This is a genomic window from Cognatundibacterium luofuense (assembly GCF_018139685.1).
Lineage (GTDB): Bacteria > Pseudomonadota > Gammaproteobacteria > Burkholderiales > Burkholderiaceae_D > Undibacterium > Undibacterium luofuense.
This window is the reverse complement of sequence record NZ_JAGSPN010000005.1, coordinates 96,858-117,605: the sequence shown is the minus strand read 5'-3', so window position 1 is coordinate 117,605 and position 20,748 is coordinate 96,858. Positions and strand designations below refer to the sequence as shown.

The 20,748-nt window shown below is 52.1% G+C and carries 17 protein-coding genes; 10 read left to right on the top strand and 7 right to left on the bottom strand.

The features are described 5' to 3' along the window. The first annotated feature begins 170 nt into the window (after nucleotides 1-170). Both KDM89_RS08665 and KDM89_RS08660 read left to right on the top strand, forming a co-directional pair. Nucleotides 171-2,153 (top strand): PhoX family protein, encoded by a 1,983-nt coding sequence (locus KDM89_RS08665; protein ID WP_212687550.1) that lies wholly within the window; start codon nucleotides 171-173, stop codon nucleotides 2,151-2,153. A 262-nt stretch (nucleotides 2,154-2,415) separates the two neighbouring features. Then, nucleotides 2,416-3,894, top strand: a complete 1,479-nt coding sequence (locus KDM89_RS08660) for a S41 family peptidase (RefSeq protein WP_212687549.1) — start codon at nucleotides 2,416-2,418, stop codon at nucleotides 3,892-3,894. Nucleotides 3,895-4,040: 146 nt separating this feature from the next. Here KDM89_RS08660 and KDM89_RS08655 read toward each other — a convergent pair whose 3' ends face one another. The 4 genes from KDM89_RS08655 to dapF form a co-directional block, all read right to left on the bottom strand. After that, nucleotides 4,041-4,310, bottom strand: a complete 270-nt coding sequence (locus tag KDM89_RS08655; RefSeq protein WP_212687548.1) for a TfoX/Sxy family DNA transformation protein — start codon at nucleotides 4,308-4,310, stop codon at nucleotides 4,041-4,043. Between the two features lie 233 nt (nucleotides 4,311-4,543). Beyond that, a complete protein-coding gene (xerC, locus tag KDM89_RS08650; RefSeq protein WP_212687685.1) occupies nucleotides 4,544-5,455 on the bottom strand; it encodes a tyrosine recombinase XerC in 912 nt (303 codons plus the stop codon). A 17-nt stretch (nucleotides 5,456-5,472) separates the two neighbouring features. Beyond that, nucleotides 5,473-6,144 carry a DUF484 family protein gene (locus tag KDM89_RS08645; protein ID WP_423839248.1) on the bottom strand — a complete coding sequence of 224 codons (672 nt, stop codon included), beginning with the start codon at nucleotides 6,142-6,144 and terminating at the stop codon, nucleotides 5,473-5,475. 35 nt (nucleotides 6,145-6,179) lie between these two features. Further along, nucleotides 6,180-7,031: a diaminopimelate epimerase gene (gene dapF / locus KDM89_RS08640; protein WP_212687684.1), complete on the bottom strand. Its 852-nt coding sequence runs from the start codon at nucleotides 7,029-7,031 to the stop codon at nucleotides 6,180-6,182. A gap of 273 nt (nucleotides 7,032-7,304) precedes the next feature. On the opposite strand from dapF, the gene KDM89_RS08635 reads away from it, so the two are divergent. From KDM89_RS08635 to KDM89_RS08625, 3 genes are all read left to right on the top strand, one after another. Beyond that, on the top strand, nucleotides 7,305-7,754 hold the full coding sequence (locus tag KDM89_RS08635) for an outer membrane beta-barrel protein (RefSeq protein WP_212687546.1): 450 nt from the start codon (nucleotides 7,305-7,307) through the stop codon (nucleotides 7,752-7,754). A gap of 216 nt (nucleotides 7,755-7,970) precedes the next feature. After that, nucleotides 7,971-8,450, top strand: coding sequence for a porin family protein (locus KDM89_RS08630; protein ID WP_212687545.1), 480 nt, complete (start codon nucleotides 7,971-7,973; stop codon nucleotides 8,448-8,450). 239 nt (nucleotides 8,451-8,689) lie between these two features. Further along, complete coding sequence (locus KDM89_RS08625; protein WP_212687544.1) at nucleotides 8,690-9,175, top strand: porin family protein; 486 nt, start codon at nucleotides 8,690-8,692, stop codon at nucleotides 9,173-9,175. Between the two features lie 102 nt (nucleotides 9,176-9,277). On the opposite strand, the gene KDM89_RS08620 is transcribed toward KDM89_RS08625, so the two are convergent. After that, nucleotides 9,278-11,596, bottom strand: coding sequence for a methyl-accepting chemotaxis protein (locus KDM89_RS08620; protein ID WP_212687543.1), 2,319 nt, complete (start codon nucleotides 11,594-11,596; stop codon nucleotides 9,278-9,280). A 305-nt stretch (nucleotides 11,597-11,901) separates the two neighbouring features. On the opposite strand from KDM89_RS08620, the gene KDM89_RS08615 reads away from it, so the two are divergent. From KDM89_RS08615 to KDM89_RS08605, 3 genes are all read left to right on the top strand, one after another. Then, nucleotides 11,902-15,483 carry an indolepyruvate ferredoxin oxidoreductase family protein gene (locus KDM89_RS08615; RefSeq protein ID WP_212687542.1) on the top strand — a complete coding sequence of 1,194 codons (3,582 nt, stop codon included), beginning with the start codon at nucleotides 11,902-11,904 and terminating at the stop codon, nucleotides 15,481-15,483. 249 nt (nucleotides 15,484-15,732) lie between these two features. Then, on the top strand, nucleotides 15,733-17,208 hold the full coding sequence (locus KDM89_RS08610) for a peptide MFS transporter (protein WP_212687541.1): 1,476 nt from the start codon (nucleotides 15,733-15,735) through the stop codon (nucleotides 17,206-17,208). Nucleotides 17,209-17,283: 75 nt separating this feature from the next. After that, the gene (locus tag KDM89_RS08605) at nucleotides 17,284-17,673 is read left to right on the top strand and encodes a DUF423 domain-containing protein (protein ID WP_230427757.1); all 390 of its coding nucleotides are present in this window, start codon (nucleotides 17,284-17,286) and stop codon (nucleotides 17,671-17,673) included. 3 nt (nucleotides 17,674-17,676) lie between these two features. On the opposite strand, the gene KDM89_RS08600 is transcribed toward KDM89_RS08605, so the two are convergent. Further along, nucleotides 17,677-18,288 carry a glutathione S-transferase family protein gene (locus tag KDM89_RS08600; RefSeq protein WP_212687540.1) on the bottom strand — a complete coding sequence of 204 codons (612 nt, stop codon included), beginning with the start codon at nucleotides 18,286-18,288 and terminating at the stop codon, nucleotides 17,677-17,679. 187 nt (nucleotides 18,289-18,475) lie between these two features. On the opposite strand from KDM89_RS08600, the gene KDM89_RS08595 reads away from it, so the two are divergent. Then, nucleotides 18,476-19,771, top strand: coding sequence for an acetyl-CoA hydrolase/transferase family protein (locus tag KDM89_RS08595; RefSeq protein WP_212687539.1), 1,296 nt, complete (start codon nucleotides 18,476-18,478; stop codon nucleotides 19,769-19,771). A 45-nt stretch (nucleotides 19,772-19,816) separates the two neighbouring features. Beyond that, the gene (locus tag KDM89_RS08590) at nucleotides 19,817-20,047 is read left to right on the top strand and encodes a hypothetical protein (protein WP_212687538.1); all 231 of its coding nucleotides are present in this window, start codon (nucleotides 19,817-19,819) and stop codon (nucleotides 20,045-20,047) included. Between the two features lie 22 nt (nucleotides 20,048-20,069). Here the strand turns inward: KDM89_RS08590 and KDM89_RS08585 are convergent, their stop codons facing one another. Then, nucleotides 20,070-20,612 carry a hypothetical protein gene (locus tag KDM89_RS08585; RefSeq protein ID WP_212687537.1) on the bottom strand — a complete coding sequence of 181 codons (543 nt, stop codon included), beginning with the start codon at nucleotides 20,610-20,612 and terminating at the stop codon, nucleotides 20,070-20,072. Nucleotides 20,613-20,748: the final 136 nt, after the last annotated feature.

The following is a 20,748-nucleotide window of genomic DNA, read 5'->3' as shown; positions in this document are numbered from 1 at the left end:
GCAAACCAGAAAATTACCGCATGCTGGAAAATAATTCATCTGACCGGTATGCCTATTTCATTTTGCTGTCATAAAGGAAAAATACACTTCGTTCCCGCGTCCTTTCCGGATGACAACGAATTCTTTTAACCCGCCGGCCAGCTGCGCCGGCAGAATCAGCGGAACGAAAAATGACTCAAGCAATGCAACCAGGCCGCCGCAAGGCCCTGAAATTTCTGGCAGGTGCACCATTACTTCCACTCGGTGCAGCATCCACAGCAGGCTTACTGAGCGCCTGTGGCGGTTCTTCCTCTTCTGCGCCAGTAGTCGCACCGGCCGCCAGCTTTGTTTCTGCGGCTTTCGCAGCAATGGCAGCACCGGATCTGACTGTGCCGGCAAAAATGGCGGCGACAACGGTTGCCTCTGCGCTGAATGTCACGCTCAGCGACAATTCCACCGTATCGTATAAACTGGCATACCAGTCATTCTTTACTACCGGTGATCTGGTAGATGATGGTAAAGGCGGCAAAATTCTGGCCGGTGGTTATTTTGATATCAACAATAAGCCGATTATGGATAAATCGGTGGCCGGTAAAGAGCGCCAGTTCTTCTCTGACAGCCCGGACGGTACCAGCCTGATTACCGTTGCCAATGCAAACGTTGCCGGTGTTAAAGGCAAACCGGTATTTGCGGTGGTGCAGTTTGAATACACGACCCGTAACCAGGCAGAAGCAGGCGTTGACGGTGGTTCCACTTACGGCACACTGCCATCCCCGATCGCTGTACTGACGCTGGATCAGGATCAGTCCACCGGTAAGCTGAGTCTGGTGAAATACCACAATGTCGATACTTCTTCGGTCAAAGGTCTGTGGATTACCTGCGGTGCCAGCCTGTCGCCATGGGGTACGCATTTGTCCAGTGAAGAATACGAACCGGATGCATTCACTATCGCCAGTAACACCATGTTTGCCGCTTACAGTACCAATCTGTATGGCGATGCAAGCAAGGCGAATCCATACCACTACGGCCATCTGCCGGAAGTGACAGTCAATCCGGACGGTACCGGCAGCATCAAAAAACATTACTGCATGGGCCGTATTTCGCACGAACTGATTCAGGTCATGCCGGACAACCGCACTGCGCTGATGGGCGATGATGCAACCAACGGTGGTTTGTTTGCTTTCGTAGCAGATAAAGAAAAAGATTTGTCTTCCGGTACGTTGTATGTGGCGAAATTTGATGCCGGTCTGTCGACTGATCCTGCAGCCGCAGGCGCGAAGATCAACTGGATCAAACTCGGTTCCGCAACCAGCGCAGAAATCGAAAATCTCGCGAATACGCTGAAGCCAGCCGACATCATGACTGTGTCGACGACAGATCCGAAAGATACCAGCTTCACCAAGATTTATTTCAATGGTGGTGTGCAATGGATCAAGCTGAAACCGGGTATGGAAAAAGCTGCTGCCTTCCTCGAAACGCATCGTTACGCAGCACTGGCAGGCGGTTCGATGGCCTTCACCAAGATGGAAGGTACGACTGTCAATATTAAAGATAAGATTGCTTACTCTGCACTGCAAAACGTACAGAATTCCATGGTGACCAATGACAAGGCATGGGATCCGAATGCGAATATCAATATTCCGGTACGTCTGAAAGCCGGTATGGTGCTGGCACACACACTGACCGGTGGTCTGAAAGACACAGCAGGTGGTGCAATCAACAGCGAATGGATGCCAGCTTCCAGCAAAACACTGCTGGCCGGTGAAGATATTGCTGCGGATGCGCTGGGTAACCTCGGTAATCCTGACAAAATCGCCAATCCGGACAACCTGAAATTCTCGGAAAAACTGCGCACTCTGTTTATCGGTGAAGACAGCGGTCAGCACGTGAACAATTTCGTCTGGGCATACAACGTAGATACGAAAACGCTGTCGCGTCTGGTATCGATGCCAGCCGGTGCGGAAGCAACCGGTTTGTCCGTGGCGGATGATATTAACGGCTGGACTTACATCACCAGCAACTTCCAGCATCCTGGTGACTGGGATTCCACATTGCATGCGAAAGTCAAAGCGACACTGGACCCGCTGGTCCGCGCCAACTACAAAGACCGCTTTGCTGCCGCTGTCGGTTATCTGACCGCAGACGCGACCAGCGTTAAGCTCGGTAAGGTCTGAAACTGAAGTAACACCAGGAACAGCAGGAACAGCAGGAACAGCAGCCATCATGGCTGCTGACAACTCTCCGGTATCCTTGGAGGCGATCGCTGATCGCCTCTTTTTTTTGCCTCCTGTTTTCGCTGTTGTCTTTGGTCTGACTTCGCACCGTAAAAACGACGCACTGATCTGATTTTCTTGACATCCTGTTTATGAAAATTGCATTCTCTGGCATCCGGTGTCGCAGCTTTTGTAAATAAGAAATCAGAAGGGGGAGCACTTCATGACAGCAAAGCAGTGGGCAGCAGCATTAATGGTGGTGAGCGGATTAAGCGGGACGGCGCAGGCTGGCTGGTGGCCGGGTGGTGAGCGCGACTGGAAGCAGCAACTGCGCGGCGACGGTAAAGAGTTATACGATGCGATTACCCGTGTGCATCCCGGCATTTATGATGAACGCAATCCGGAATTTGTGAGCCGCATGGATGCCGCGCTGGCGGTACTGAATCAGCGCAGTGACAGTGCAACCGATTTCTGGGCGTATTACTGGGCGATGAGTGAGTTTGTCGCGTCATTCAATGATGGCCATTTATCGTATTCTTACGACGACAAACTGCCTGCCATTAAGCAGCGTTTCTGGCCGGGTTTTCTGACCGCAGAACGTCTGGGCAAACAGGTGGTGCTGTCGCGTGCGGATGATGCGACGCTGCCCGCCACCGGCGATGTTCTCGTTTCCTGCGATGGCACCGATGCCGCTGCTTTGCTCAGTGACAGAGTCGGGCGCTTTTACGGCCGCTGGAGTCTGCAGTCACAACGATTCCGCCAGAGTTACCGCTTATTCCTGAAAACCACAAACCCTTACATCAGCGACCTGAAGACCTGCGTGTTTGAAGGCAGTGGCGGACAAAAAACCGTCACGCTGAACTGGCGCGAAATCAGTGAAGCCGACGCGCAGCAACGGATACAAGCGCTGACCAGTCCGTTCCGTGGAAAATTTGAGTACAACTACAGCGACAATCTGCTCAGGATTGCATTGCGTGATTTTGATCCGACGCCGGGCAAAGAAACTGCAAAAACCATTGATCAGTATGTGGAAAAACTCGCCGCAGATCAGGCACGTCTTCAGACTACCGATGCCATCGTGCTGGATCTGCGCGGCAATGGCGGCGGTTCTTCGCATTACAGCCGTTTGCTGGCACGCGCAATCTGGGGTGAAAAGGCGGTGGCATATCAGCCTTCCGTGAAAGCCTATGTGGAGTGGCGTCCGTCCGAAGAGAAAATCAAAATCATGGATAAATACATGATGTTTGCCGGACTGATGGGCTATGACAAAGAAACCGTCACCTACTGGAAATCGGTATTACAGGGTCTGAAGGATGCCAGAGCGCAGGGGCTGAAGCTGTGGCGTGAACCGGCGATTTTGCGCGGTGAAGACGGGGCACCTTCGTCGTATGTCGTGCCGGTTCCGTACAAAGGCAAAGTGTATGTGCTGACGGATTTCACCTGTGCATCCGCATGTCTGGACGCGGTGGATTTGTGGAAAAATCTCGGCGCGATTCACGTAGGGCGTGAGACGTCCGGCGACACGGTGTACATGGATATCAGCGAAATCAGTATGTCATCGTATCCGGCCAAGGCGTATCTGCCGACCAAAGTGTACCGTGATCGTCCGCGTGGCAATAATGAACCGCATACACCGTCAACAGTGTTTGAGGGCGATATCAGCGATACCGCCGCGGTCATGGCGTGGATACGCGGGCTGTAATTGACCAGTTGCAAAACAACGATGCCGGCCAGTGCGCCGGCATTTTTTTATCCCTGTTTGTGCAGAACTCCGCATCCGGTCATTCCGGAGAGCCGGACTTTCTGCCGACGACCGCCGGATCGCTGTGCTGAACACCGCATTTCGCCTTATTTCCGGGGTGCGAGGCCCATCTGATCCAGCTTCAGCAAAATCTCGGTACGTCTTTCCTGTTTCACCGTGATCCAGTGCCGGTTTTCCTGCGCACCGATCATCGCGTACAGCATGTTCAGACTGGTGGCCGGGAAGCGTGCTTTCAGCTGCGCATACAACACATACACATCCGCTGCCAGAAATGCGGAGGTACTGGTTATGCCGATGGCTGCCAGCATTTGCAGCGATTTCGGGCCGAGTCCGGACAGTTTTTCAGGGTGGGTCATGGCGGTTGCAGTGGCGGTATGGCGCTGCGAGGGCAGCAGGATGAAACATGTTCCGCTCCGGTGCATGGTGCGTCAAGCCGTGCAGGGCTGTAAAAAGCCGGTAGCAGACCGGAAACGGACAGAAAATGGCCAATTTGCGGAGTTCAGCACAGCGATCCGGCTGTCGTCGGCAGAAACTGCGGGCCTACGTGAAGCGCAAATGCGGAGTTCTGCATAATCAGACGCTGTGACGCTTACTTTTTCGCGCGCGGATGGGCTTTATCGTAGACCGCTGCCAGATGCTGAAAATCGAGTGCGGTGTAGACCTGAGTCGATGCCAGCGAGCTGTGTCCCAGCATTTCCTGCACGGCACGCAAATCACCGGAGGATTGCAGCATGTGCGAGGCAAACGAGTGGCGCATCATATGCGGATGCACATCGGCCGGAATCCCCAGCATTTGCGCATGTTGTTTGATGCGTTGCTGCACCATGCGCGGTGTGATGCGTTTGCCGCGCTGGCTTAAAAACAGCGGATAAGGATCATCACTGAGGCGTTCGCCACGCGCATCCAGCCACAGCTTCAGCGCCTGCAGTGCTGCTTTGCCGACCGGCACCATGCGTTGCTTATTGCCTTTACCTGTGACCAGCACCATGCCTTCGCTGAAATCAATCCAGCCCGCCGACTGATAATCGCCGTCGCGTACCCCAGTCACATCCAGCGAACACAGTTCCGATACGCGCAAACCGCTGGAATACAGCAGTTCAAACATCGCTTTATTTGCCAGATCATCCGGTGTTTCATCCGATCCGCTGGCGACCAGCCGCACCGCGTCATCGACGGAAAGTGCTTCCGGTAAAGGCTTACGGATTTTGGGCGGACGTACACCGAGCAGCGGATTGGCCGCCAGTTTGTCCTGTTCACATAACCACTGATAAAAGCCGCGCCAGCCGGACAGAATACGTGCAATGCTGCGCGGATTCAGCGCACGCTGATGCAGACGTGCCACCAGGCGGCGCGCCTGCGCAGTTTGCAATTGCAGATAAGGCTGGCCTTCGAGCAGGGTTTCCAGCAAGGCCAGATCGCGGGTGTACGCATCGACGGTACGCTCAGACAGCTTACGCTCAAAGCGTAACTGACTGAGATAGCTTTGAAAATCAGCGCTCAGTCCCACGGAATCTCAGATCAGTGTTGCGTCAGGAAATGCAGTGCGGCTGCCGCAGTATCGGCAATCTGCACCAGAAAATCGGTTGCCATGTCTTTGGTATAGCGTGATGCATCGTCAGAGCCGAGCACCAGCAAACCAAATACCGGCGCACCGGCGGCGCTGCGCAGCGGCAGCATGGCTACCGAGGCAACCGGTGTGTCGCCTTCCAGCCAGCGCGCTGCTTCAAAATCCTGATTCGGACCACAGAACGGCGCGTTGAGACCTTTGGCAAACAAGCGCGCATCATCGCTGACTGCTTCAGCAAACCAGCCGTGCGCAAATTCCGGCGTCACATTCCAGACGCGCAGCGTGGCATGCGGCAGACCGAAAATATCTTTCATACTTTGAGTCAGCACATGCGGCAAATCGATATCGTTGCGGGTTTGCAGCAGTTCGCGGGTCCAGCGCTGGAATTTCTGGCTGATATCCAGATTGCTTTCTGCGTTGCGCATCAGATCCGATAGTTTTAATTCCAGCGTGCGGTATTTGTCACGCACCACTTCCATCTGGCGCTCCTGCAGGGAAATCGCTTTTCCCATGACCGGACTGGTCAGGCGCACGGTGCTCAGTAATTCAGCGTGTTCTTCAAAAAACTGCGGATTGTCCAGCAGGTAGGTAACAATTTCAGAGGAATTCATTGCGTTGATTATCAGAAGAATCAGCCCGCCGCAGCGGGCACAAGAGATCAGAGCGTGATTTCGCCTTCAAACACGGTGACAGCCGGACCGCTCAGAAACACAGAGTGACCTTCACCGGCCCAGGCGATCTGCAATTCGCCGCCATGAGTGGTGACACGTACCGGACTGTCCAGCAAACCACGGCGGATACCGGCCACTACCGCGGCACAGGCACCTGTACCGCAAGCCAGCGTTTCACCGGCACCGCGTTCATACACGCGCAAACGGATATGGTGACGATCCTTCACCTGCATAAAGCCGGCATTCACACGGCGCGGGAAGCGTTCGTGGTGTTCAATCAGCGGGCCGTCGGCAGCGACCGGAAAGGCTTCACTGTCATCCACCACCTGCACTGCATGCGGGTTGCCCATCGACACCACCGACACCAGCACTTGCTTACCATTGATTTGCAAAGGCCACAGCGGATCACGTCCCTGTAACTGGGCATCCAGACCAGTGCTGTTGAACGGCACCTTTTCCGGCGTCAGTTCCGGCGCACCCATATCCACCGTGATGCTGCCGTCGGCTTCCAGTCGCGGCTCAATCACACCGGACATGGTTTCGACACGGATTGCGGATTTGCTGGTCAGACCTTTTTCGGTCACGAAACGCACAAACGCACGCGAACCGTTGCCGCATTGTTCGACTTCGCTGCCGTCGGCATTGAAAATCCGGTAGCGGAAATCCACATCCGGCGAGGATGCGCTCTCCACAATCAGAATCTGATCCGCGCCGACACCGAAGCGACGGTCCGCCAGACGCTGCCACTGGGCTGAACTCAGCGTCAGGGGCGCGCGGGTAGCGTCGATGACGATGAAGTCATTGCCGGCGCCATGCATTTTGGTGAATTTGATGTTCATATTCAGATTATAGCCCGACAACATGCGGGAATTCTGCGCAAAACCATGGAATTCAATCCGAATTTTCGTGGCTATACTGGCCATACGGTGCATTGAGCTTGCGGATGCGCAGCGTCGGCTGAACCTGCTTCAGCATGCTGCATTGAATTGGCAGATGCTACAGCCCGCTGTCTGCGTAAGCACAGAAGATGCCGATATATTGTGCAGTTTTCATGGCTAATAACGTCTTTATCGTTATAATCGCGCCTCTTTTTTAGTTTTGGAATCACTCAGATGTTGAAAAAAGCAGCAATCGCGATCGCTCTGATCGCAGCAGCAAGTGCAGCACAGGCACAATCCGTTTCCTCTTTCTACGCTGGTGCCGATGTCGGTACTTCCCGTCTGTTCGGTACAGACGGCGTACGTAAAACCAGCAAAGGCGTTTTCGCCGGCTACCAGTTCAATGACTTCGTTGGCGCAGAAATCGGTTACACCCGTTACGCAAGCGACTTCAGCCACACCACCGTTTCCGCACTGTTCTCCGTACCGGTAGACCAGTTCCGTCCTTACATCCGTCTGGGCCAGTCTTATCAGAAACTGAAAGGCGTATCCGGTGAAGATGGCCGTATGGGCGCAGTTGGCGTGAACTATCAGTACAACAAACAAGTTGGCGTACGCTTCGAAATCGCACGCCCGCAATCTGAATTCCAGAACGTGAACGCAGCAGTGCATTACTCGTTCTGATTGCTGTTTCAGCGTTTGGAATAAAAAAGAGCGGCGATGCCGCTCTTTTTTATTAATCAGAAAAATCTGTATCTGGCGTTATTTGCAACGCTTACTTGACCAGAAAACATATCTTAAGCATATAAAATTGCATAATTGAAAATATTTTCTTGAAGTCAAAACTTAGCGCTCAATACAATCGGTTTCCTGGATAATGTAACCATTAGGAAACAAATTATGTTGAAACAATCCCTCGCAGTGCTGGCGCTGCTAACAGCTTTCGCATCTGCACATGCACAAACTCAGCCAGCCACGCCATTCTATGTTGGTGTGGATCTTGGTAAGTCCCGTATTGACGACGACCACAGTTCCAATAAAACCAGCTATGGCATGTTTGGCGGTTACAAATTCAATGATCATTTTGCGGCTGAACTGAGTCTGCGCCATCTTGCGAAAGACGGTGACGCTAAACTGACGCAGGCAGGCTTAACTGTTGTTGCAACAGCACCTCTGACAAATGATTTCTCTTTACTGGCTCGTCTTGGCTATAACCGTTTGCGCGTTTCTTCTGATCAAGGCAGCGATGGAGAATCCGCTGCCATGTTCGGTCTTGGTACATCGTATCAAATCAATAAGCAAATGAGCCTGCGCGCAGAATTCCAGCGTTATCGCAGCAACATCACCAGTGTCAACGCCGGTGTTCAGTACTCATTCTGAAAATACAGATCGCAGTTGAGTTGTTTATAAGAGAGCGGCGATGCCGCTCTTTTTATTTGCCTGATGCGATTAGCATAATTTCTATTTGCTCGGTGAACTTGCGCAAAATTTCTACCGTTTGGCGGAAAGTGTGTTGTTAAATTGCAAAAAATGATAATAAGTGCAATTAAAAACTTGATTAACATGTAAGAGCATCTTTAGAATCGCGCCCCTGATTAATGTTTTTCTAAGGAATGATCATGTTGAAAAAAGTTGCTGTCGCACTGACACTGGTTGCCGCATTCGCTTCCGCACAAGCCCAATCCAATAACGCTTTCTACGCTGGTGCTGATATCGGTAACACTAAAGTGGACGGTCTGGACAGTGCAGACAAGCTGAGCTACGGTATTTTCGGTGGTTACAAATTCAATGACAACGTTGCAGCAGAACTGAACGTACGTCACCTGGCAAAATGGAATAGCGTGAATGTTTCTCAAACTGGCCTGTCTGTTTTGGGTATCGTGCCAGTCAGTAAAGAGTTTTCCGTATATGGCCGTCTGGGTTACAACAACCTGAGCGCAAGCGCATCTTCCGGTAACACAACAGTTACTGCATCCACTTCCGGCGCACTGTACGGTGTTGGCGTTAACTTCCAGGTAAACAAAGAAGTTGGTATCCGTGCTGAATACCAGCGTCCTGCAAGCGACACTAAAAACTTCAGCGTTGGCGTACATTACTCCTTCTGAGTCTGATACCGGCGATGCCGGTTTCTGAAGTTTTGTCCAAAAAAAGAGCGGCTCAGCCGCTCTTTTTTTGTGTATACGAAAAGCGTGTGCGAAAAAGGCGTGTCAGGTTAATTTATATACGCCGCAACCGAGTACCACATCATCTGTGATGGCTTCGATATACGAAGTTTTCCAATCGACTTTTCCGTTGGCAGGATTGGTAATCTGGTAATCCACCCATCCGCCACTGGCTGGTAATGCAAATGCGTCGTGTACCAGTTTCTTACCGTTCAGTCCCGGTAAACTCATCAGGCTGACCCGTAATTTCGACGGATTGCCGCCGAACGCCAGATATTGCCCTTGCCGGTTAAATGCGAATACGTACATATCCCTGTCTGCAAATGCCTGCTGATGATTCGATGTAATGAGACTCAGCGCCTGAGACGGATTTTGCCGGTACAGTGCAACCGCTTTTTTCACCATGGCCAGCGCTTCATCTGCTGTACCCTGACGTAAGCGGAAGCCAGATACCGAGCTTGTCAGTTGTTGTGAGCGTTCCTCCATCTGACCCGCCACTTGTTTGGCGCGCTCTGAGAGCGCAGCATTGCGCTGTGTAATTTCATCCAGATGATGAAGCGCCTCATTAATCTGTTGCAGGCTGTCACTTTGGCTGATGGAAGCGGTAGAAATGGCATTGATATTAGATGCCAGTTCGCGGATTCCTTTAACAATGTCTTCCAGTGTCTGATTCACGTGGTGAATTTCCTGCACACCCTGATCTACTTGTTCAACTGAAGTATCAATCAGTTGACGGATTTCGCGTGATGACTGCGCGCTGCGTTGCGCCAGACTGCGCACTTCAGACGCAACCACAGCGAAGCCGCGTCCCTGTTCACCTGCGCGCGCTGCCTCTACTGCAGCATTCAGCGCCAGAATATTTGTCTGGAAGGCGATACCGTCAATAATGCCGATAATGTCGCGTACCTTGCCAGCACTGGTTTGAATTCCCTGCATAGATTGCACCGCGCTGACCATCGTGCTGCTGCCTGATTCAGCAATTTGCCTTACCTGTGTTGCCAGTTGGTCGACTGCTGTGGCGCTGCGGGCATTATTTTTAACCGTATCTGCCAGATCCTGAATGCTGGCAGAGGTTTGTTCCAGACTTGAAGCTTGTTGTTCTGTACGTTCTGATAAATCCTGAATTCCACCGGATAAATCGTTTCCTAGCTGGTGTACAACATTTGCATTCGTACGGACATTCGCCACCAGTGCGGAAAGGCTGAGGGTCATTTTTTCAAATTCCTGAGCAGTCGTTGCAACCTCGTCCACACCACGAATTTCAACCAGGCGCGTCAGATCACCGGTTGCCGCACTGGCGACGGATCTTTGTAAAACCCGTGTTGTTCGCAATATATTCAGATACACGGCGACGATCAGGTAACCTGCAATAACGAGGCTGAAAATAATGATCAGCATCACCCAGTTACGTTCGGTGCGTTGCTCACTTACTCTTTTTTCAAGGATTTCTTCCAGCTTAGCCTGATAAGACAATTGCAACTGACGAACTGCAGCAATGGCTTTGGTTCCGGCATCAAAAAAACTTGTTGCATCACCAGTTGGCTGCTCTGATGTGAAGGCAGTACGCGCCATGCTCAGAAATTGTGCAGTTTCGCTACGCGCTGCTTTTTGTTCATCGGGTAGTGTTTCTCCTGCCCGTTGCAGCGAATCTTCGGTTAATGTTACCTGAGTCAGTAGCTTATCAATCGATTGTACCTGCGCCAGAACACCAGCCTTTTCCATCAGGCTGGCCTGGCCGCTGCGAATCAGACCAGCACCTTTGCCACGAATCAGCGCAGCTTCTTCTATCCATAATGGCAGCTTTAGAATTGACAAATCCATCAGAAAATAACTGTTTGCTGTAGGGTCCAGCAGCAATCCGCTGGATTCTGCAATTCTGTAATTTAAACCAAGTAAGCGTGTAATCAGTGCGGTGTGTTGTGCAAGGCTGGTGGCAGCGTTATCTGCCGTTTTTCCATCGGCCAGCGCATTGACTTCATTACGCAGCTCAGACCACTGGCTCAGAAGTTTCCATTCTTTAAACGACGCTTCGTGCTCATCAAGTTTTGCATTGTCGTCTTTTAATTGCTGGCGCAGTTTGTTCAGTTTGTCTGTGACAGATTCACCGGCATAAGACAGATTCATTTGCCCCCGGTGTTGTTGTACGGTCACAATCAGATTCATTAAACGATGGTTCAGTACGGATCCTTGCGCCTCAGAAATAGAAGTGTTCAGTTCATTCTGATCTTTTTCGAACAGCGTAATGGTCAGTATGATCAGAGGAACCAGCAGGATGAAAAAAATACCCAGCAGCTTACTGCGCAGCGACAGCTTTTCCAGCAGGTGGTTAGTCGGTTGCACAAGGATTTTCAGGACAGCAGACATCAGTTCCTCCGGGGACGGGTGGGAAATCAGACGGGCAGATAACCATTTCAGCACACAGGTAATAAAAGAACAAATAAAAAAATTCAAATCCGTGATACAGGGCAACACTGGCGATACACCAGTACAGTTTGGGTAACTGTCAGTCGTACTGTACCGGTCAGATTTTCGGAACCTGTACATGGGGCAGACCAGTACTGCGTGATACTGTGCGATCCAAAATAAACGCTATGATTCACTCATAAGGTGATTCAGTGTGATCCCGCCGGACCGGCGTGATCTTCAGAGATAAAAAACACGGAGACCCCATGAACGCACCTCTCAGTAACGGGCAGCAGGCGGCTATTGATACGTCTGTCACACTCGACGATAAATACACACTAAAAAGCGGTCATGCTTTCATGACCGGCACGCAGGCCCTGATCAGGCTGATGATGCTGCAGCGTCAGGCCGATGAAAAGCGTGGCTTAAATACCGGTGGTTTTATCAGTGGTTACCGCGGCTCGCCGCTGGGTAATGTCGATCTGACCGCAGCCAAAGCCAAAAAACATCTGGATCAGTACCACGTCAAATTCCATCCCGGCGTGAACGAAGATCTGGCGGCAACCTCGGTCTGGGGTACGCAACAGGTCAATATGTTCCCGGGCGCAAAATATGATGGTGTATTTGCGATGTGGTACGGCAAAGGCCCGGGTGTGGACCGTTGCGGTGACGTGTTCAAACATGCGAATCTGGCAGGTACATCCAAACATGGTGGCGTGCTGGTGATTGCCGGTGATGACCATGCGGCAAAATCCTCCACAGCAGCGCACCAGTCCGAACATATCCTGAAAGCCTGCGGCATTCCGGTACTGTATCCATCCACGGTTCAGGAGTACCTGGATTACGGTCTGCACGGCATTGCGCTGTCACGCTACACCGGCTTATGGGTGTCGATGAAATGCGTGACTGATGTGGTGGAATCCGGCGCGGTGGTTGAAATTAATCCTGACCGCGTACAGCCTGTCATTCCGGAAGACTTCGTGTTACCGGCTGACGGCGTGAATATCCGTACACCGGATCCTGTGCTGGCGCAGGAAGTCCGTATGAACAATTACAAATGGTATGCAGCGCTGGCCTACGCCCGCGCCAATAAACTGAATCAGATTATCTGGGACAGTCCGCATGCCAAGATTGGTATTATTACTGCCGGTAAATCCTATCTGGACACGCGTGAAGCGCTGGCAGATTTGGGGATTGATGAGCAGGTTGCTAAAGATATCGGTATCCGCCTGTACAAAATCGGTATGACCTGGCCGCTGGAATCGGAAGGCGTGCGCGAATTTGCGCAAGGTCTGGAAGAAATTCTGGTCGTCGAAGAAAAACGTCAGATTCTTGAATACGCGCTGAAAGAAGAGTTATACAACTGGGCTGACGAAATTCGTCCGCGCGTGGTTGGTAAGTTTGACGATTCCGGCGAATGGAGCAACTTACACGGTTCCGGTCACGGTGAATGGTTGCTGCCTGCAACGTATGAACTGAGCCCGGCACAAATTGCCCGTGCGATTGCATCCCGTATTACCCGCTATTTTGCTGGTCATCCGGTTGAGCAAAGCGTGAAAAAGCGCGTGGAGTTTCTGGAAGCAAAAGAGAAGGCACTGGCGAATGTCGGCAAGCCGGATCCGAATAAAGACCGCGTACCGCATTTCTGTTCGGGCTGTCCGCACAATACGTCCACCAAAGTACCGGAAGGCAGCCGTGCGCTGGCTGGTATCGGTTGTCACTATATGGTGACATGGATGGACCGTGAAACGTCTACCTTTACTCATATGGGCGGTGAAGGTGTGACCTGGGTTGGCGCTGCGCCATTCACCAATGAAAAACACGTTTTCTGTAATCTGGGCGACGGTACGTATTACCACTCCGGTCTGCTGGCAATCCGTGCAGCGATTTCCGGTGGTGTGAATATTACTTATAAAATTCTGTTCAATGACGCGGTCGCGATGACCGGTGGACAAGAGTTTGACGGGCCGCTCGATCCGGGCATGATTTCGCGTCAGATTGCGGCAGAAGGTGTGAATCCGATTATCGTGGTGACGGATGAACCGGAAAAATACGGTCCGTCGTATCCGTGGGCTGCCGGCGTGACAGTACGTCACCGTTCTGAACTGGATGCGGTGCAGCGTGAGCTGCGTGAATGTCCCGGTGTTTCTGCGATGATTTACGATCAGACCTGTGCATCGGAAAAACGCCGCCGCCGCAAAAAAATCGGTAAAGACGGCAAGCCGGCTTATCCAGATCCGGCAAAACGCGCAGTGATTAATGAGGCGGTGTGTGAAGGTTGCGGCGATTGCTCGGTACAGTCGAACTGTCTGTCGGTTGAGCCGCTGGAAACGGATTTCGGACGTAAGCGTCAGATCAATCAGTCTTCCTGTAATAAAGATTTTTCCTGCGTCAATGGATTCTGCCCGAGCTTTGTGACGGTGGAAGGCGGCAAACTGAAAAAACCTGCTAAAACCAAACTGGAACCGGGTTCCGCGCTGGATGTGAATGCATTGCCGAAACCTGCACTGCCATCCACGAGCAATCCTTACGGCGTACTGGTGACCGGTGTTGGCGGTACCGGTGTGATTACCATCGGTCAGATTATGGCGATGGCTGCCCACTTGCAGGGTAAAGCCTGCTCCGTGCTGGACATGACCGGTCTGGCACAAAAAGGCGGCGCGGTAATGTCGCACGTGCGTCTGGCAGACCGCGCAGAACAACTGTATTCCACCCGTGTGGGTACCGGTATGGCGGATCTGGTCATCGGTTGCGATCTGATCGTGACGGCAGGCAAAGATTGCTTATCCCGTATGGGTGAAGGCCGCACGTATGCTGCGATCAATGCCAACGGTTCACCGACTTCCACCTTCATCCGCAATCCGGACTGGCAATTCCCCGGTGACTCTGCACAGGCAGATATTCTGCGTGCCTGCGGTGAAGGCCGCGTTGATCTGGTGGATGCAGGTGCAATTGCGACAGCGCTGATGGGTGACAATATTGCGACCAATATGTTCATCCTCGGTTACAGCTGGCAAAAAGGCTGGGTGCCGCTGGAAGAAGCTGCACTGATGCGCGCGATTGAACTGAATGGTGTATCGATTGATTTCAATAAGCAGGCATTTAACTGGGGCCGTCTGGCAGCGCATGATCTGGCTGCAGTAAAACGTCTGGCAACTCCGGCACAAGTGGTAGAAATCAAGCGTCAGCCGAATCTGAATGAAGTTATTGAGAAGCGTATTGCTTTCCTGACGGATTATCAGAATGCTGACTACGCAATGTCCTACAAAGCGTTTGTTGATCAGGTCAAAGCAGCAGAAGAAAAAGTCGTTGCAGGTGCGCCTTTACGTCTGACCGAAGCTGTGGCGAAGTATCTGTTCAAACTGATGGCGTACAAAGACGAATATGAAGTCGCACGTCTGTACACCGATGGTCGCTTCCGGAAGAAAATTGCTGATATGTTTGAAGGTGACTATCAGGTACATTTCCATCTGGCGCCACCGATGTTTGCGAAGAAAGATGCCAAAGGCCATCTGGTGAAAGAGCACTATGGTCCGTGGATGATGAAAGCTTTCGGTTTGCTCGCAAAAATGAAATTCCTGCGCGGTACAGCGATTGATCCTTTCGGTCGTACAGAAGAGCGTCGTACCGAACGTCGCTTGCCGGTGGAATATCGTGAAACGATCAGTCGCCTGCTGTCTTCGCTGAATGCGGATAATCTGGCTAAAGCGGTGGCCATTGCAAGCATTCCGGAAGACATCCGTGGTTACGGTCATGTAAAGGAACGCTACCTCGCTTCTGCAAAGCAAAAAGAAGCGGCTTTGCTGGCAGAGTTTCAGACCCGTGAAGTCAAGCGCAGCGCGGCCTGATGCAAATAAAAAGCGCAGATAGCGGTATAAAGTAACTGTTATTTGCGTCGCAATATAAAGAAGCTGACCGGGTTGAACCGAACCCGGTCAGCTTTTTTTATGCCTGTATCACCGTTGTTTTGCCATAAATGCGCTTAGGGTTCGCCGCAGTGCTGCTTTACAATGCTGCCACCCTATAACAATTCAACGGTATGGCTGATTTTTCCGGGTGGAAATTTCAGACTGCACCGGTACTTACCGGAGGTGACTTTGTCTTCACTGCAACACAAACTCAGGAATATTCCTGAAGGATCGGCGGCGCTGTTTTTTATTCAGATTTTCGCCACACTGGGCTTCGCGGTACTGTATTCCACGCTGGTACTGTATGCGACCAAAAAACTGGGTTTCACCAATAAAGATGCCACCGCCATCATGGGCGTGTTCGGTGCATTCAATTACGGCCTGCATTTATTCGGTGGTTATCTGGGTGGACGTTTTATCAGTAACCGCAATCTGTTCGTCGGTGGCATGGTATTGCAGGTACTCGGCTGCGCAGCGATTTCTGTAGGCTCGCATACCGGTTTGTACTGGGGACTGGCTTTATTCCTGACTGGCAGCGGTTTGAATGTGACTTGCCTGAACATGATGCTGACGCAGCGCTTTAAGCCGGAAGATGACCGCCGCGAGAGTGCATTCCTGTGGAATTACGCCGGTATGAATCTCGGTTTTTTCATTGGTTTCCTGGCTGCCGGTGAATATCAGCTGCGCGAAGATTACAGCGGCCTGTTCATTTTTGCGACCATCGGTAACTTCCTCGCCATCGTGCTGGCGCTGTTTAACTGGAAACGTATTGCAGATATCAGTACTCCGCTGATGGAAGTGACGCAGACGCAATTCCGTAGTCGTCTGGCGGTCGGGCTTGCAGTGCTGGTTGGTTTGGTTCCGGTGATTTATGTCATGCTGCATCATGCGGAACTGACTGGTCATCTGGTACTGGTCGTCAGCGTGCTGATAGGTATCATTATCGCCTTCCTGACGCTGCGTCATGAAGATAAGCGTGAGCAGAAAAATATGATGGCCTATTTGCTGCTGACAATGGGGTCGCTGGTGTTCTGGACTTTGTACCAGATGGCACCAATGGGTTTGCAGATTTTTGCCGTGAATAATGTCGACCGTATCGTACACGGTTACGAAATCGCGCCGCAGTGGATACAAAACATCAACAGCTTTGTGATCATGATTGGTGGCCCGATGATGGCAGCAGTGTTTAACAGCCTGCGTCAGCGCGGTATTGATGTGAATATCCCCACACAGTTTTCAGTTGCCTTGTTGCTCATCGGTGCCGGTTTTCTGGTGTTGCCACTCGGGATTCATCTGGCACCGGCGACAGGTATGGTCGCGTTTGAATGGATCTTTATCAGCTACCTGCTGCAAAGTGTTGGCGAATTGTTTATCTCGCCGGTGGGTTACGCGATGATCGGCAAACTGGCACCAGCCCGTTACCAGGGCGTGATGATGGGTACATGGATGCTGACCACAGGCACTGCGTCGATTCTGGCCAGCTATTTCTCGGGTATGATTCCCGAAGCGAAAGAAGGTGAAGCAGCGCTGACTAATCCTGTGTACGATATGATTTTCTCCCGCCTCGGCTGGGGTGCTGTAGCAGTCGGTGTACTGATGATTGTGATGATTCCCTTCCTGCGTAAACTGATCAGTTCAGGGTTGGAAAATAAAGCGGCACACTGATTACGTATAATTTGGCCGAATGCAGTAATAACGCTGGCTCTGGACGGAGGCAGCGTTTTTTTTACGGATACTACAATGAAATTTTCTGCTGGAAATATGCTGATCGCCGGTGCGCTGGCCATGCTGATTGCTGTGGCGACCGGCGCCTTCGGTGCGCATGCACTGAAAAAAATGCTCGATGCTGAGATGCTCGCTATCTGGCAAACCGCAGTCCATTATCAGATGGTGCACGCGCTTGGCTTAATGGGGATCGGCATCCTGCAGATACAGAAACCGGACTGGCATCTGGCAATGCCGGCATTGCTGATGCTGACCGGCATCCTGATCTTCAGCGGCAGCCTTTATTTACTGGCACTCAGTGGTGTACGCTGGCTGGGTGCGGTCACGCCATTTGGTGGCGTCGCTTTTCTGCTGGCCTGGGGCTGGCTGGCGCAACTTGTATGGCGCCAGCGCAACGCAGTCTGAGGTTTACTCACCGTAGCGCGCAACAGCGCGCTGATATGCCGGGCGCGCTTCCAGTGCCGCAACAAAACGCGCCAGATTCGGATACATGTCTTTACCACCGGTGCGCACGGCAATTTGTGCGACGAACGATAACTGAATATCTGCGCCGGTGATCTCGTCACCGCAGAACCAGTTTTTTCCTTCCAGCGATTGCTCCATATAACCGAGATGATTCGCCAGTTCCGAGTGTATGCGCGGATGCAGTGGCGCACCGGCTTCACCGAGTTTGCCGACATACAAGCGCAACAGGATAGGCAGCATCGCAGAACCTTCCGCATAGTGCATCCATTGCAGGTACTGGTAATAAGCCGTTGTCCCGGCAGCAGGCACCAGTGCACCGTTACCGTAACGCTGAATCAGATATTCGATAATCGCACCGGATTCGATCAGAACCAGTTCGCCATCCTTCAGTACCGGTGCTTTGCCAAGCGGATGAATCGCTTTCAGCTCCGGTGGTGCAAAACGTGTTTTCGGGTCACGTTCATAAATGATGACCTGATAATCCAGTCCCAGTTCTTCCAGCAGCCAGCTGATGCGGCGCGAACGGGATTCTTTCAGATGATGTAGCTCCAGCATGTCGTCCCTTTCCTGTGAATATGCCTGATTGATGTAAATCAACAGGGTAACATGCATAAGCAATTGTTTCAGGCGGGCCTTGTCATGTTGATGTAAGCAAACAGGAAGAGACTGGTATTACACCATTATTGTCCACAGCACCGGCAACAGGTTGCAGGACATCCCACCTTGGAGACAGGAGCACATCATGCAGGTTCAGGAGTTTTATCGTCAGAAATCTTGTTCAGCCAGTGACGCCATCGCCCACGTACGTGACGGCGATACGATTATTGTGCCGACTGGTGTCGGTGAACCACCGGCATTGCTGACTGCTTTATCTGAACAGCGCCGCCAGTTCCGTGATGTCAAAGTGGCGCAGATTCTGGCAGTAAAAAAGTACGGCTATTTCGATCCTGAAACGACCGCGCATGTGCGTCATCTGGCTTTATTTTTCGGCGCGGCATCACGTGCCGGTGGTCAGGCCGGACAAATTGATTTTCTGCCAGCCTATTTCTCTGAATTGCCAGCCCTGATTTCGCGTGGCTGGATGGCATCTGATGTCGTATTTGCGATGGCTTCACCCATGGATGAGCATGGCTATTTTTCGCTGAGCCTGGCAGCCGATTACACGATGGCGGCGATTGCCAAAGCCCGTGCCGTGATTCTGGAAGTGAATCCGCATGTGCCATTTGCCTATGGTGCCTGCCACGTCCACATTTCACAGGTGACGGCGCTGACCGAAAGCAGTGATGCGGTGGCGGAAGTCGGTTTACCGAAAATCGGCCCGGTTCAGCAAGCGATCGGTAAGTATGTAGCGGATATGATTGAAGACGGCTCTACGCTGCAAATCGGCTACGGTGGTATTCCGGATGCGGTGGTCATGCAGCTGACGGACAAAAAAGATCTCGGTATTCATACAGAAATGATCGGTGACGGCATTCTGTCGCTGATTGAACAGGGAGTGGTGACGAATCGCCGTAAGAATTTCATGCCGGGCAAAATGGTCGCCACCTTTGCACTGGGTTCACGCAAGTTGTATCAGTTCCTGCACCGCAATCCGGCGATCGAAATGCATCCGGTCGATTTCACCAATGACCCGTACATCGCTGCGCAAAATGACAATCTGGTCGCGATTAATGCCACCTTGCAAATTGATTTGCTCGGACAGTGCGGCTCGGAAAGTCTGGCGCATCTGCCGTACTCCGGCACCGGCGGACAGGTCGATTTTGTACGTGCTGCTAACCGTTCTAAAAATGGCAAAGCGATTATCGTCCTGCCTTCCACGGCTAAAGAAGACAGTATCAGTCGCGTGGTGCCGGTACTCAGTCCCGGTACGCATGTAACGACCAGTAAAAACGATATCAATTACGTCGTCACAGAATACGGTGTTGCACAACTGCGTGGTAAGTCGGCGCGTCAGCGCGCGGAAGCGATGATTGCGATTGCGCATCCGGATTTCCGCGCTGCATTGCGCGAACAGGCAAGACAGTTACAACTTTTGTGATGCGCTTGCAGTATCCTGTCGTCAGGTAACGACATCAGGAACAATATGAAACTCATCGCTGCAGCCGGTGTTGCACTGGCAGGATTACTCTGGATCGCGGACACGGCACAGGCAGAAGTGCCGGTGTTCCGCTGCGAAGTGGATGGCCGTCAGGTCTGGTCTGACAAACCCTGCAAGGGCAAAGGCAAGGTTGTGAATGTGCGGCCGAATGGTCAGGACAGAAAGAAAAAACCGAATTACGGCGCAGCGCCATCTTCAGAGCCGGTACGGAAATAAAGCGGTGCGCCGCTGAGTTTGCTTACTCCGGTGAGTAAGCAGAAGTTCCAAGCATGACGCCCAGAATCAGTGGTCTGACCAGCGCTTCCGGTGCCAGACCCGGATCAATATCCAGCAATTGTGCCCTCGGCTGATATGCCGACAAACTGGCGGCACTCTGCTGACCATTATTCAGGTAGTGCCAGCCTTTTTCTCCGCGCACCAGCATTCCCAGGCAGCGGTCATGTGCATCGGTGACAGTGATCTGCGAGTCAGATGCATGGCGTGACCAGACGGCTTTCCCCAGCACACAGCCATAAGCATTCTCAAACGACAGGCAGTGCGACATCAGCGAAAAATGCTTGCGGATTTTCAACACCACTTTCCCTTCCGGAGTGCTGCATTCCACCGGCCCTGGCATACCTGCAGACCAGTCCAGCCATTGCGCTATCCGGCGCAGCCAACTGCTGCGCTGCTCCCGGCATTCCATCACCGGTTGCGTGGTCTCGGGATCAAGCACGTCGAAGTGCTGGCCGGCCCATGGCAGGCTGACCTGACGGCGGATCAGGAAACGGTTTTTTCGCAAGACGGCATCCATACAAAAGCGGGTAACAGAAAACCGCACACAATAATCAGCTGCACGGCAGCGGGCAATCAGAAAAATGTAAGCGTTCGTTTCGGATGTTGCGAAGCACTGTGCCTGTTCCTGATACATACTTTCC